This is a genomic window from Microbacterium sp. SORGH_AS_0428 (assembly GCF_031453615.1).
GTDB lineage: Bacteria > Actinomycetota > Actinomycetes > Actinomycetales > Microbacteriaceae > Microbacterium.
The window spans coordinates 364,919-378,426 of record NZ_JAVIZT010000001.1; the positions used below are offsets into that span (position 1 = coordinate 364,919).

The following is a 13,508-nucleotide window of genomic DNA, read 5'->3' on the forward strand; positions in this document are numbered from 1 at the left end:
TCGATCACCACCCTTCGCCCGGTCGGATCATTTTACGCGCGTGCGATCCGATCAGGCTTCGACGACCGCGCGCTCGCGCGCCGAGAGCACCCGCGCGTCGCTCGCTTTGACCTTCGCCTCGCCCTCGCGGAAGAGGCTGTACAGCGGCGCCGCCAGGAACAGCGTCGAGTACGCGGCCACGATGGTGCCAACGAAGATCGACAGGGAGATGTCCGTGAGGGTCTGCGCGCCGAGCCAGAACGCGCCGATGAACAGGATCGCACCGGTCGGCAGGATGGCGACCACGGTCGTGTTGATCGAGCGGATGAGGGTCTGGTTGACCGCGAGGTTCACCGACTCACCGAACGTGCGCGCGGAGATCTCCCCGTCATCCCTCGTGTTCTCGCGGATCTTGTCGAAGACGACCGTGATGTCGTAGAGCGAGTACGCGAGGATCGTGAGGAATCCGATGACGGCGGCGGGAGAGATCGCGAAGCCGAACACTGCGTAGATGCCGATCGTGACGATCAGAACGTCCACGACACCGATGATGGCGGCGGCGGACATCTTCCAGGTCCGGAAGTACAGCGCCAGGATCACGAAGGTCAGCGTGAGGAAGATCGCCAGGCCCCACAGGGACTGACGCGTCACCCCCTCGCCCCAGCTCGGTCCGATGAACGACGACGTGACGTCGGCGGCAGGGACGTTGTACGCCGCTGCGAGAGCCTCCGACACGCGCTGCGTGTCGTCGTTGGACATCTGATCGGTCTGCACCCGAACGGAGTCCGAACCGACCGTGGTCACTCGCGTCTCGGCGTTCGGCACGACCGACTGCACGGCGTCGGTGGCAATGGCCTGGTCGGGGTTGGACAGCTCGTTGATCGTGAACTGGGAGCCCCCGGTGAACTCGATCGAGAACTCGATCGGTCGGAACAGAGGTACCAGCGCGGACGCGATGACGAGCAGGGCGCCGATCAGGAACCAGAGCCGGCGACGTCCGACGAACGGGAACGAGGTCTTGCCGGTGTAGAGGTCGTTACCGACCTGGGACATCGAGCGCATCAGCTGCGACCGCCCTTCGACTGGGACACGGTTTCGTCCGCGGATGTGGAGCCGGCATCCCCCTGCTGCGCAGCGCGCTTGCGCTCGGCGATGGTCTGACGACGCTCCGCCTCGCCGCGCGAGCGGGCGACGCGACCGGTCTGGGCCACGGGAGCCCGGAACTGCGCGCGACCGCGGTAGACCGCCCCGAGCGCTGTCGGGTCGAGGCCGGACAGCGGGTGCCCCGAGCCGAAGAATCGGGTGCGGGCCAGCAGCTGCATCACGGGGTGGGTGAACAGGATGAAGATGAGCACGTCGATGACGGTCGTCAGGCCCAGCGTGAACGCGAAGCCCTTCACGGTCGCGTCGGCGAGGATGTAGAGCACGACGGCGGCGAGCACGTTGATCGACTTCGAGATGTAGATCGTGCGCTTGGCACGGCTCCAACCGTCCTCGACCGCGGCCGTGATCGACTTGCCGTCGCGTAGCTCGTCGCGGATGCGCTCGAAGTAGATGATGAACGAATCGGCCGTGAATCCGATCGATACGATGACACCCGCGACACCTGCCAGCGACAACCGGTAGCCCATGCGCCAGGCCAGGATGCAGAGCGTGATGTAGGTCAGCACGCCCATGACCACGAGCGACGCCATGATCACCGTGCCGAGCGCGCGGTAGACGGTCAACGAGTAGACCGCGACGAGGGCCAGGCCGATGAGGCCGGCGATCAGACCGATCATCAGCTGCTGAGAACCGAGGGTCGCCGAGATCGTGTCCGAGCTCTGCACCGTGAAGCTCAAGGGCAGGGCGCCGTACTTGAGCTGGTCCGCCAGCGTCTTCGCGCTCTCCTGCGTGAAGGAGCCCGTGATCTGCGGCTTGCCGTCGGTGATGATGCCGTTCATCGACGGAGCGGAGAGCACCGTGCCGTCGAGCACGAACGCGAACTGGTTCAGCGGACGCTGCAGCGGGTACAGCCGCTGGCTGATCTCGGTGAACTTCTCGGTGCCCGCTGCGTTGAAGACGAGGTTGACGGCCCACTGCCCGTTGGTCTGCACGACCCCCGAACTGGCGTCGGCGACGTCGTCGCCCTTGATCTCGACCGGGCCGAGGATGTACTTCGCCGTGCCGTCCGTCGAACAGGTGATCAGCGGATCGGCGTCGGGAGCGTTCGCGGGATCGTTCGTGGGATTGGCGCAGTCATACGCCTGGAACTCCGCCTGCAGCTTCGGCGTGATCCAGCTGACATCGCTGCCGTTCGTCGGCGACGCGGTCGGCGTGGCCTCCAGCGAGGGGTCGGGCGTGGGATACGGCGTGGCCGTGCCGTCCTGACCGATGAAGCTGCCGCTGACTTCGCCCGACTCCACGAGCACGGGGCGCAGCTGCAGCTGCGCCGAGTCCTGGATGCGCTGACGCGTCTCCTCGTCGGCCTCGCCGGGGATCTGGACGACCACGTTGCGTCCGCCCTCGGTCGTGACGTCCGCCTCGCCGACGCCGGAGGCGTCGACGCGCTGGCGGATGATCGTGACGGCCTGCGTCATCTGGTCACCGCTCGGAGCAGCGCCATCGGCGGTCTGCGCCGCGAGGATGATCTGCGTGCCGCCCTGAAGGTCCAGGGCGAGTTCAGGAGACCAGGAGCTCGCGGGAGCACCTGCGGAGGTCTTGAAGACGTAGACGCCCAGGGCGTTCACGCCGAAGAGCACAGCGGTCACCGCGAGGAGCCCGATGAGGGCGCGCCAGGCGTGACGGACGGGAGTGGATGTCGCCACGGACGATCAGCTTTCTCGTGCAGGAAGGGACGGAGGTGTCAGGCCTCGGGCTTGTCCTTCTTGTCGTTCTCGACCTCGTCGCTGTGCGACGAGTACTTGTGGTCGTCGCTGATCGAGGTGATGTCGCCGTCGGCGACACCGCCGATGTACTCGGCCTCGCTCGCCTCGGCCTCGATGAACTCGTCCTCGGTCACGACGCCCTCGACGGGATCGACGACGCGGAGGATCGCCTGGCTGTGCACCTTGATCTCGACGCCCGGGGCGATCTCGATGAGGGCCGGCTGGTCGAGGTTGTCGGCGTCGAACTCGACGATCGTTCCGTACAGCCCGCCCTGCAGCAGCACCTCCGCGCCCGGGACCGTCTGGCGGGCCTTCTGCTCCTGCTCGGCCTTCGCCTTCTGCATGCGGCGACGCGAGCTCCAGAACATGAAGATCAGGAGGATCACCAGCAGGATGATCAGACCGTAGTTGGCGAAGAAGGTCGCGAAGTCCATGAAGAGGAGGAGCCCTTTCCGGGGCAGCGCGAACCGGGTCCAGCGCTGGTCGAGTCAGTTGCGGCGAAAGCCTTTAGCGATTATAGGTCATCGAACCGCAGCGCTCCGGTCGGATGCGGTACGCCCAGGTGCCCATAGGCCTCCGGAGTCGCCACGCGCCCCCGTGGTGTGCGCCCCATGAAGCCGATCCGCACCAGGTAGGGCTCAACGACGGACTCGATCGTGTCGGCCTCCTCGCCGACCGCGACGGACAGGGTGTTCAGACCGACGGGGCCGCCGCGGAAGCGACGGATGAGCGCATCCAACACGGCCCGGTCGAGCCGGTCGAGGCCGATCGGGTCGACGTCGTACAGCTCGAGCGCCGCGTCCACGCTGGCGAGGCTGCCCGATCCGCCGTCGGCGTAGACGATGAGGTAGTCGCGCACGCGTCGCAGCAGGCGGTTCGCGATACGCGGGGTTCCGCGGGAGCGGCGAGCGATCTCGGAACGCGCCATGGTCGGCAGTTCGACGCCGAGCATCGAGCTCGAGCGGGCGATGACCCGTTCGAGTTCCTCGGGCTCGTAGTACTCCAGGTGCGCGGTGAAGCCGAAGCGGTCACGCAACGGGTTGGGCAGCAACCCGGACCTCGTGGTGGCGCCCACCAGAGTGAACGGCGCGAGGTCGAGCGGGATGCTCGTGGCGCCGGCCCCCTTTCCGACCATGATGTCGATCCGGAAGTCCTCCATGGCGAGATAGAGCATCTCCTCGGCCGAGCGCGCCATGCGGTGGATCTCGTCGATGAACAGCACCTCGCCGGGCGTCAACGACGACAGGAGCGCTGCCAGATCGCCGGCGTGCTGGATCGCCGGTCCGCTCGACATGCGCAGCGCGCGTCCGCTCTCATGCGCGACGATCATCGCGAGCGTCGTCTTACCCAGTCCTGGAGGGCCGGAAAGCAGGATGTGGTCGGGCGGGCGCTGCTGGATGCGCGCCGCGTCCAGCAGGAGCTGCAGCTGGCCGCGGACCTTCTGCTGTCCGACGAAGTCGGCGAGCGAGTCGGGGCGCAGCGCCCCCTCGATGGCGAGTTCGCTCTCGTCAGCGGGGGCACCCGCATCCCTCAGCTCATCCACGCACGGTCTCCCCCCGAGCCGGACCCAGTGCCGCGAGCGCGCGGCGCAGGAGGGCCGCCACCGTCCGCTCCCCGGGCGCGTCGGCGACCACGACCGCGGCCGTCTCGGCTGCGACGCGCTCGGACCAGCCCAGGCCGACGAGCGCCTGCGCGAGCTGGTCGACGAGATCGGTCGACGCCGCCGAGGAGCCGGCGGCGGAAGCGGTGGGCGGCGCAAGCTTGCCGGCGAGTTGCACCACGATCAGCTTCGCCGTCTTGGGTCCGATGCCGGACACCTTGCGGAACGGGCCGTCCGCTTCGTCGGCCACCGCCTGTGCGATCTGGTCGATGCTGAGCTCAGCCAGCACACCGAGCGCCGACTTCGGGCCGACCCCGGACACGGCGATCAGCGCCGCGAAGACCGCCAGCTCCTCTCGCGTGCGAAAGCCCACGAGCGAGAGGGCGTCCTCGCGGACGATCATGTGCGTGTGCAACAGGATCTCGTCGCCCAGGTGCACCGTGCGCGAGACGTCCGGGGTCACGGCCACGCTGTAGCCGACACCGGCGACCTCGAGAACGAGGCCATCGGAGGATGCGTGCACGACGGAGCCGCGAAGCGAGGCGATCATGGCTGCGAGCCTATCGCTGTTCGCACCTTTGTTCGATTCGACACGCTCAGCGTCGCGCCTTCTCCGCCGCTCGCCACGCCCGCTGCGCCGGCGTGAGTCCCGCCTGGGCGACCGCCGCTGAACCGGCACTGCCCCCGCGCCACGCGTGGCACAGCGCGAGCGCGAGCGCGTCCGCGGCGTCGGCAGGCTGAGGGAGGGCGTCGAGTCGAAGGACCCTGGCCACCATGGTCTGCACCTGGAGCTTCTCGGCCGAGCCGTAACCGGTGATCGCCGCCTTGACCTCACTGGGCGTATGGGTCGCCGTGCGCAGACCGTGCTCGGCAGCGACGAGCAGAGCGATGCCGCTCGCTTGCGCCGTCCCCATCACGGTGCTGCGGTTCTGCTGGGCGAAGACCCGCTCCACCGCGACGACATCGGGGCGGTGCTCCCGCACCGCGTCGCGAAGCCCCTGCGCGATGAGATGCAGCCGCTCGGCGATCGGCAGGTCGGGCGAGGTGCGGATGACGCCGACGTGCACGAGATCCGCGCGACGGTCGGGGGCGACGTCCACCACGCCCACGCCGCAGCGTGTCAGGCCCGGGTCGACACCGAGCACGCGCAGAGAAGAGGCCACCACGCCACGCTACGTGCCGCGGGACGCGCCAGGGCCCCGACGCGCCCGTAACGGGAGACGCTCACTCGTCGGCTTCGAGCTCCGCCTGCACCTCGGGCGTCAGATCGAAGTTGCTGAAGACGTTCTGCACATCGTCGCTGTCTTCCAGCGCGTCGATCAGGCGGAACACCTTTCGCGCCGTCTCGGCGTCGACCTCCACCTTGAGGTTCGGCACGAATTCGACGTCGGCCGACTCGTACTCGATGCCTGCGTCGGTGAGGGCCGTGCGCACGGACACGAGGTCGGACGCCTCGGTGATCACCTCGAAGCCCTGCGCGTGCGGCTCGATCTCCTCCGCGCCCGCCTCGAGCGCGGCCATCATGACGTCGTCCTCGCTCGTGCCCTCTTCGGACACGACGATGACGCCCTTCCGGGTGAAGTTGTATGCGACCGACCCGGGGTCGGCGAGAGTGCCGCCGTTGCGCGACAGTGCTGTACGCACCTCTGCTGCCGCACGGTTCTTGTTGTCGGTCAGACACTCGATCATGAGGGCGACGCCGTTGGGTCCGTAGCCCTCGTACATGATCGAGGAGTACTCGACCGACTCGCCGCCGATGCCGGCTCCGCGCTTGATGGCGCGATCGATGTTGTCCTTGGGCACCGAGGTCTTCTTGGCCTTGAGGACCGCATCGAAGAGCGTCGGGTTGCCTGCCAGATCGGCGCCGCCCAGCTTCGCGGCGACCTCGATGTTCTTGATGAGCTTCGCCCACGACTTCGCACGACGCGCGTCGACGACGGCCTTCTTGTGCTTCGTGGTGGCCCATTTGGAGTGACCGGACATGAGTCTCCCGTGTTCAGCGGCTGGAAAGTCCAGCGTCGATCTTAGTTCAGCCGCGCGCGGACCCGCTCGAGGAGGCGTTCGTGGAACCGCGTCTCGTCCGAGACCTCGGGGTGGAACGAGGTTCCCAGCACGTTGCCCTGCTCGACCGCGACCACGCGCCCGTCGTCGAGGGTAGCGAGGATCTCGACGCCGGCACCGATCCGCTCCACCACGGGCGCGCGGATGAACACGGCCCTGACCGGAGGCCCGCCGAGGGCGTCCACCCGCACGTCGCTCTCGAACGAGTCGAGCTGGGAACCGAACGCGTTGCGCCGCACGGCCACATCGAGACCGCCGAAGCTCTGCTGCCCGGGGAGGCCGTCGAGGATCTCGTCGGCGAGGAGGATGAGACCCGCGCACGTGCCGTAGACCGGCAGCCCCGCTGCGATCTCCCGGCGCAGCGGGTCACGCATCCCGAACGCCATGCTGAGCTTGTCGATCACGCTCGACTCGCCACCCGGGATCACGAGGCCGTCGACCTCGGCGAGTTCCGTCGGCCGGCGGACCGGCTGCACCGCCGCGCCGAGCAGGCGCAGGATGCGCACATGCTCGCGCACGTCGCCCTGGAGCGCGAGCACCCCGACGCGCGGAGCGTCACCACCCACGGTCGGCGAGGCGGTGCGGAGCGGGGAGGTCGGCCACGTTGATGCCGACCATGGCCTCGCCGAGCCCGCGTGAGGCGTCGGCGATGACGGCGGGATCGTCGAAGAACGTGGTCGCCTTCACGATGGCCGCGGCACGCTGGGCGGGGTTGCCGGACTTGAAGATCCCGGAGCCCACGAACACGCCGTCCGCTCCCAGCTGCATCATGAACGCGGCATCCGCCGGTGTTGCGACGCCGCCGGCGGTGAACAGGACGACCGGCAGCGTGCCGGTGCGGGCGACCTCGGCCACGAGCTCGTAAGGCGCCTGGAGCTCCTTCGCCGCGACGTAGAGCTCGTCGGAGCTCTTGGCACCGAGAGCCGCGATCTCACCGCGGATCGTGCGGATGTGCTTCGTGGCCTCCGACACGTCGCCCGTGCCCGCCTCCCCCTTCGAGCGGATCATCGCCGCACCCTCGGTGATGCGCCGCAGAGCCTCGCCGAGGTTCGTCGCCCCGCACACGAAGGGAACGGTGAAGCCCCACTTGTCGATGTGGTTGGCGTAGTCCGCCGGCGAGAGCACCTCGGACTCGTCGACGTAGTCCACACCGAGCGCCTGCAGAACCTGAGCCTCCACGACATGACCGATCCGCGCCTTCGCCATGACTGGGATCGACACCGCGGCGATGATCTCGTCGATCAGATCCGGGTCGCTCATCCGCGCCACCCCGCCCTGCGCGCGGATGTCGGCGGGGACGCGCTCGAGGGCCATGACGGCGACGGCGCCCGCATCCTCCGCGATCCGGGCCTGCTCGGCGGTGACCACGTCCATGATCACGCCGCCCTTGAGCATCTCGGCGAGTCCGCGCTTGACGCGCGTGGAACCGGTGAGGGAATCGTTCATCGGGTGCTCCTTCGTCCACGCCACCCCGTGCGGCGTTTTGTCCTAGGCCAGAAAGTAGCATGTCCTACGGCGTAAGCTGTCGTCGATGTCCCTGTCTGACACGCGTCCCGAGATCCGTGGTTCCTCCGCCGCGGAGATCGCCGACAGCGTCCGCGCACTCGTCGAGCGCGGCGAGCTCGCTCCCGGGCAGTCACTTCCTCCGGTCCGGGCGCTTGCCGAGGCGCTGGAGCTCAACCGCAACACGGTCGCGGCGGCCTATCGGCTGCTCACCCAGGCAGGTACCGTCGTCACCCGCGGACGCGGTGGCACGCTCGTCGCCGAGGCCGCGCCCGTCGCGCAGGAGGGCTTCGCCGCCGGCACCGTGCTCCGCGACGTGGGCACCGGCAACCCCGACCCGGACCGCATCCCCGACGCCGTTCCCGCGCTGACACGCGTCGCCCGCCGGCCGGTCCTCTACGGCGAGCCTGTCATCGACCGCGATCTGGAAACCTGGGCACACGACTGGGTGAGCACCGACCTCGCCCCGTCGAACGTGCGCTTGACGATCACGAGCGGGGCGGTCGACGCCGTGGAGCGCCTGCTCGCACAGGCGTTGACGAGGGACGACGCCGTCGCGCTCGAAGACCCCTGCTTCCTGGCCAGCATCCACACCGTGCGTCTCGGTGGCTATCGAGCCGTTCCGGTGCCCGTGGACGCCGAGGGGATGACGATGGACGGGCTTCGCGCGGCGCTCGCCGCGGGCGTCCGCGCGATCGTCTGCACGCCGCGCGCACAGAACCCGACCGGTGCCAGTCTGAGTGCTCGCCGCGCCGCCGAGCTGCGTGCTGTGCTCGAGAACCACCCGTACGTGCTCATCATCGAGGACGACCACTTCTCTCTGCTGTCGCCGCAGCCTTACCACTCGATCATCGGACGCGAGCACCGACGGTGGGCGCTCGTACGGTCGGTCTCGAAGTTCCTCGGGCCCGACATGTGCCTCGCCGTCGCGGCATCCGACCCCGAGACCGCGGACCGTCTTGCACTACGGCTCAGCCCGGGAACCACCTGGGTCAGCCATCTGCTGCAGCGTCTCGCCATCGCGCTCCTCGCCGACGACGCGGTTCAAGACGCGATCCGAGCGACAGGACGTCACTACGCCGACCGCAACCGAGCCTTCGCCGGACGGGCCCGCGAGCACGGCCTCGCCGTCGAGGCGGGCGACGGGCTCAATCTGTGGGTGCCCCTGGGCGTCTCCGCTCGCGCCGTCGCCGAGCGGCTGATGCGCCGCGGCTGGCTGGCACGCACCGGCGACGAGTTCGTGCTCGCGGACGCGCGCGCCACGCAGTATCTGCGTGTGACGGTGCATGATCTCTCCGACGATGACGCCGATCGGCTCATCGTCGACCTCGTCGCGGCCGTGGATGCGGTCGCCGCCACCTCGAAGATGGGATGACTCCGCTGTGAAGGTACTTTCGATCCAGTCCGCCGTCGCCTTCGGCCACGTCGGCAACTCCGCTGCGGTCTTCCCCCTGCAGCGCATCGGCGTCGAGGTTCTGCCGGTGTACACCGTGAACTTCTCGAACCACACCGGATACGGCGCCTGGCGAGGACCGCTCATCGCACCGGACGACGTGCGCGAGGTCATCACGGGCATCGAGGAACGCGGCGTCTTCGAGAAGATCGACGTGGTTCTTTCCGGATACCAGGGCTCCGAGGGCATCGCCGACGTGATCGTCGACGCGGTGGCGCGCGTGAAGGCGGCCAACCCGAACGCCGTCTACGCGTGCGACCCGGTGATGGGCAACGCGAAGTCCGGCTGCTTCGTCGCTCCCGCCATCCCCGAGCTTCTGCGCGAGAAAGTCGTTCCGGTCGCGGACATCATCACGCCGAATCAGTTCGAGCTGGGCTTTCTCACCGGCACCGATCCGCACACGATCGAGGAGACCCTCGCCTCGGCGGATGCCGCCCGCGCGATGGGGCCGGGCACGGTGCTGGTGACGAGCGTCGAACGCCCCGACCGCGAGGAGGGCACGATCGAGATGATGGCCGTCACGCCTCGAGGCGCGTGGATCGTGACGACTCCCCTGCTTCCCATGAAGGCGAATGGTTCCGGCGACGTGACCGCCGCGCTGTTCACGGCGCACTACACGGGCAGCGGCGACGCCGCGGATGCGCTGGCTCGCACCGCGTCCAGCGTGTTCGACCTGCTCGAGGCGACACACCGCTCGGGCGAGCGCGAACTTCAGCTCGTCGAGTCGCAGGAGGCGTACGCGAACCCTCGGATGCAGTTCGCCGTGCGTCAGGTCCGGTGAGGCGCCTCAGCCGCCCGTAGCGGCACGGAAAGCGCTCTCCCACTGCGGAGCGTCCGCGGGGCACAGGAACCCCGTTCCGAAGACCATGATGCTCACGACGTTGCGCTCCGTGGTCGGGTCGCCGTTCGCAAGGGCGGAGATCAACGGGGATGTCGCGATGTGCGTGGCGTAGAGATCGGCGTCCACGTCGTGACCGTTGAGGATCGACGTCTCGCACGCGTCCAACGCGAGAGCGAGGGTGATGCTCTCGAGCTCCGGTGACCAGGTGCCGCCCTGCGACTCGGTGTAGGTCCGCTGCTGTGAGATGAACTCCTGCTGCTCCGGGGTCTTCGGCGTCAGCATCGAGTCGCCGGGGATCTGCTGCTGGGCTTCGAAGAAGGCATCGCGCTCGGCGAAGATGTCGCCGTCGATCAGATCGTCGGACCCGGATTCGCCGGTGGTCTCCGTGGGTTCACCCGAGGGAGCGAGCGCCTGGCCCGCCCCGCTGGACGCGGGCAGCGGGGTGAACTGGCATCCCGCCAAAGGCACCAGAGCAAGCAGCAGCATGGGTGCGATGAAGCGGACGGAACGTGTGCGCATGAGAGACCCCCGGACTCGTGGAACGATGCCCGCCACGCTATCGGCAGGCCATGGCTCGCGCCGGGGGCTTGTGGAGAACGCTCAGAGCGGCCATGCGTCCGCGAGCGAGCGGCGCACATCGCCGAGCAGCTGCGGCAGCGCCTTGGTGCGCGCGATGATCGGGAAGAAGTTCGCGTCGGTCGCCCACCGCGGCACGACATGCTGGTGGAGATGGCCCGCCACCCCCGCGCCGGCGACAGCGCCCTGGTTCATGCCGATGTTGAACCCGTCGCATCGGGACGTCTCGCGCAACACGCGCATCGCGGTCTGGGTGAGCGCACCGATCTCCGCGACCTCGTCCGCATCCGCCTGATCGTAGGTGGGGATGTGTCGGTACGGACACACCAGCAGGTGGCCGGAGTTGTAAGGGAACAGGTTCAGCAGGACGTACGCGCGCACCCCGCGATGGACGATGAGTCCGTCCTCGTCGCTCTTGTGGGGCGCCGCGCAGAACGGGCACTGCTCGGAGTGCGGCTCGGGACCTGCCTGGATGTAGGCCATGCGGTGCGGAGTCCACAGCCGCTGGAACTCGTCCGGCACGCCGGGCAGATCGGATGCGGCGATCAGCGCCGCATCCGTCTGCTCCGGCTCGGACCTCACGCGAGATCCTCCGCGGTGTTGACGAGGGTCTTCTCGGCGATCGCCCGCTGGATCATCGCGATCGCGTCATCGACCGGGATCCCGTTGGTCTGCGTTCCGTCACGGAAGCGGAAGGAGACGGTGCCGGCGCTGCGGTCCTGCTCCCCCGCGATCAGCTGGATCGGAACCTTCTGCGTGGTGTGCGTGCGGATCTTCTTCTGCATCCGGTCGTCGGAGTGATCGACCTCCGCCCGGACGCCCGACACCTTGAGGCGCTCGACGATCCCGTCCAGGTAGTCCGCGAACTGCTCTGCGACCGGGATGCCCACGACCTGCACCGGCGAGAGCCAGACGGGGAAGGCCCCCGCGTAGTGCTCGAGCAGGATGGCGAAGAAGCGCTCGATCGAGCCGAACAGCGCACGGTGGATCATGATCGGGCGGTGCTTCTCACCGTCGGGCCCCGTGTACTCGAGTCCGAAGCGCTCGGGAAGGTTCGGGTCCACCTGAACGGTCGACAGCTGCCAGGTGCGGCCGATGGCGTCGCGGGTCTTGAGATCGATCTTCGGCCCGTAGAAGGCGGCCTCGCCCGGCACTTCGGTGAGCTTCAGGCCACTCGCCATGGCGACATTGCGCAACGCGTTCGTAGAGTACTCCCAGAACTCGTCCGACCCGATCCACTTCGACTTCTCGTCGTCGCGCATCGACAGTTCGAGTTCGAAGTCCTCGAGACCGAAGTCGCGGAGCATCGAGATGACGAACTCCAGCACGCGGGTCGCCTCGGTCTCGAGCTGATCGGGGGTGACGAACAGGTGCGAGTCGTCCTGGGTGAACCCCCGAACGCGCGTGAGGCCGTGCAGGGCGCCCGAGAGCTCGTTGCGGTAGACGGTGCCGTTCTCGGCGAGGCGCATCGGCAGGTCGCGGTAGCTGCGACCGCGCTCCTTGTAGATCAGGATGTGCATCGGGCAGTTCATCGGCTTGAGGTAGTACTCCTGGCCGACCTTCGTGACGTTGCCCTCCGCGTCGCGCTCCTCGTCCATGGTGATGGGCGGGAACATGCCCTCCCGGTATGTCACCAGGTGGTTGGAGGTGATGAACAGATCTTCCTTGGAGATGTGCGGGGTGTAGACGTAGGTGTAGCCGCCTTCCACGTGCCGACGGCGGGCATGCTGCTCCATCTCGCCGCGGACGATGCCGCCCTTGGGGTGCCAGACACTGAGACCGGAGCCGATCTCGTCGGGGAACGAGAACAGGTCGAGTTCCTTGCCGAGCTTGCGGTGGTCGCGCTTCGCCGCCTCCTCCAGTCTGTGCTGGTAGGCGCGCAGGTCGTCCTTGGTGGCCCACGCGGTGCCGTAGATGCGCTGCAGCTGCGGGTTCTTCTCGCTGCCGCGCCAGTACGCGCCGGCGATGCGCTGCAGATCCCAGCCGTTGCCGATGACACGGGTGCTCGGCACGTGGGGCCCGCGGCAGAGGTCCTTCCAGACCGTCTCGCCATCCCGGTTCACGTTGTCGTAGATCGTGAGCTCGCCCGCGCCGACCTCGACCGACGCCCCCTCGGCCGCTTCCTTCTTGCCGCCCTTCAGACCGATCAGCTCGAGCTTGAAGGGCTCATCGGCGAGCTCCGCGCGCGCCTCGTCGTCGGTGACGACTCGGCGCACGAAACGCTGGTTCTCGCGGACGATCCGCTCCATCTCCTTCTTGATGGCCTTGACGTCCTCCGGCGTGAAAGGGGTGTCGGTGCCGAAGTCGTAGTAGAAGCCGTCGGCGACGGGCGGGCCGATGCCGAGGTTCGTCTGCGGTTTGATCCGCTGCACGGCCTGTGCGAGCACGTGCGCGGTGGAGTGCCGGAGGATGGCCAGGCCATCCTCGGACGAGATCGTGACCGGCTCGACGACGTCGGTCTCGGCGATCGTCGTCGCCAGGTCCTTCAGTTCGCCGTTCACGCGCAACGCGATGACGGAGCGGTCGGGAAAGAGGGCGAATCCGTCTGCGGGGTAGGCGACGGCTGCCGGGGTCAGATCAGTCAAAGGACGCTCCTGAAGTGGGTCTCAATCGATCCTATCGAGCTTG

Annotated in this window: 14 protein-coding genes; 2 read left to right on the top strand and 12 right to left on the bottom strand. The window is 68.2% G+C overall.

Annotated features, from left to right (window positions below; genetic code table 11):
• Positions 1–51: 51 nt before the first annotated feature.
• The 9 genes from secF to pdxS all read right to left on the bottom strand — a co-directional run bounded on the left by secF (position 52) and on the right by pdxS (position 7,953).
• Positions 52–1,041, bottom strand: coding sequence for a protein translocase subunit SecF (gene secF, locus QE374_RS01840; protein WP_309731692.1), 990 nt, complete (start codon positions 1,039–1,041; stop codon positions 52–54).
• Positions 1,041–2,786, bottom strand: coding sequence for a protein translocase subunit SecD (gene secD, locus QE374_RS01845; protein ID WP_309731695.1), 1,746 nt, complete (start codon positions 2,784–2,786; stop codon positions 1,041–1,043). Before secD ends, secF begins: the two co-directional genes overlap by 1 nt.
• A 38-nt stretch (positions 2,787–2,824) precedes the next feature.
• Entirely contained in the window at positions 2,825–3,280 is a 456-nt protein-coding gene (gene yajC / locus QE374_RS01850; protein WP_309731697.1) for a preprotein translocase subunit YajC, read from the bottom strand.
• A gap of 80 nt (positions 3,281–3,360) precedes the next feature.
• Positions 3,361–4,389: a Holliday junction branch migration DNA helicase RuvB gene (gene ruvB, locus QE374_RS01855; protein WP_309731698.1), complete on the bottom strand. Its 1,029-nt coding sequence runs from the start codon at positions 4,387–4,389 to the stop codon at positions 3,361–3,363.
• Positions 4,382–4,996, bottom strand: coding sequence for a Holliday junction branch migration protein RuvA (gene ruvA, locus QE374_RS01860; protein WP_309731700.1), 615 nt, complete (start codon positions 4,994–4,996; stop codon positions 4,382–4,384). Before ruvA ends, ruvB begins: the two co-directional genes overlap by 8 nt.
• Before the next feature lie 46 nt (positions 4,997–5,042).
• Positions 5,043–5,609, bottom strand: a complete 567-nt coding sequence (ruvC, locus tag QE374_RS01865) for a crossover junction endodeoxyribonuclease RuvC (RefSeq protein WP_309731701.1) — start codon at positions 5,607–5,609, stop codon at positions 5,043–5,045.
• 61 nt (positions 5,610–5,670) lie between these two features.
• Positions 5,671–6,429: a YebC/PmpR family DNA-binding transcriptional regulator gene (locus tag QE374_RS01870; protein ID WP_234072908.1), complete on the bottom strand. Its 759-nt coding sequence runs from the start codon at positions 6,427–6,429 to the stop codon at positions 5,671–5,673.
• 41 nt (positions 6,430–6,470) lie between these two features.
• The gene (gene pdxT / locus QE374_RS01875) at positions 6,471–7,073 is read right to left on the bottom strand and encodes a pyridoxal 5'-phosphate synthase glutaminase subunit PdxT (RefSeq protein ID WP_309731704.1); all 603 of its coding nucleotides are present in this window, start codon (positions 7,071–7,073) and stop codon (positions 6,471–6,473) included.
• The gene (gene pdxS, locus QE374_RS01880; protein WP_309731706.1) at positions 7,063–7,953 is read right to left on the bottom strand and encodes a pyridoxal 5'-phosphate synthase lyase subunit PdxS; all 891 of its coding nucleotides are present in this window, start codon (positions 7,951–7,953) and stop codon (positions 7,063–7,065) included. The genes pdxT and pdxS overlap by 11 nt, the downstream gene beginning before the upstream one ends.
• 85 nt (positions 7,954–8,038) lie before the next feature.
• On the opposite strand from pdxS, the gene QE374_RS01885 reads away from it, so the two are divergent.
• Complete coding sequence (locus QE374_RS01885) at positions 8,039–9,385, top strand: aminotransferase class I/II-fold pyridoxal phosphate-dependent enzyme (protein WP_309731707.1); 1,347 nt, start codon at positions 8,039–8,041, stop codon at positions 9,383–9,385.
• A 7-nt stretch (positions 9,386–9,392) separates the two neighbouring features.
• Positions 9,393–10,244, top strand: coding sequence for a pyridoxal kinase PdxY (pdxY, locus tag QE374_RS01890; protein WP_309731709.1), 852 nt, complete (start codon positions 9,393–9,395; stop codon positions 10,242–10,244).
• A 6-nt stretch (positions 10,245–10,250) separates the two neighbouring features.
• Here the strand turns inward: pdxY and QE374_RS01895 are convergent, their stop codons facing one another.
• The 3 genes from QE374_RS01895 to thrS form a co-directional block, all read right to left on the bottom strand.
• Complete coding sequence (locus QE374_RS01895; RefSeq protein ID WP_309731711.1) at positions 10,251–10,823, bottom strand: hypothetical protein; 573 nt, start codon at positions 10,821–10,823, stop codon at positions 10,251–10,253.
• Between the two features lie 81 nt (positions 10,824–10,904).
• The gene (locus QE374_RS01900) at positions 10,905–11,462 is read right to left on the bottom strand and encodes an HIT domain-containing protein (protein ID WP_309731712.1); all 558 of its coding nucleotides are present in this window, start codon (positions 11,460–11,462) and stop codon (positions 10,905–10,907) included.
• Positions 11,459–13,465 carry a threonine--tRNA ligase gene (thrS, locus tag QE374_RS01905; protein ID WP_309731714.1) on the bottom strand — a complete coding sequence of 669 codons (2,007 nt, stop codon included), beginning with the start codon at positions 13,463–13,465 and terminating at the stop codon, positions 11,459–11,461. Before thrS ends, QE374_RS01900 begins: the two co-directional genes overlap by 4 nt.
• Positions 13,466–13,508: the final 43 nt, after the last annotated feature.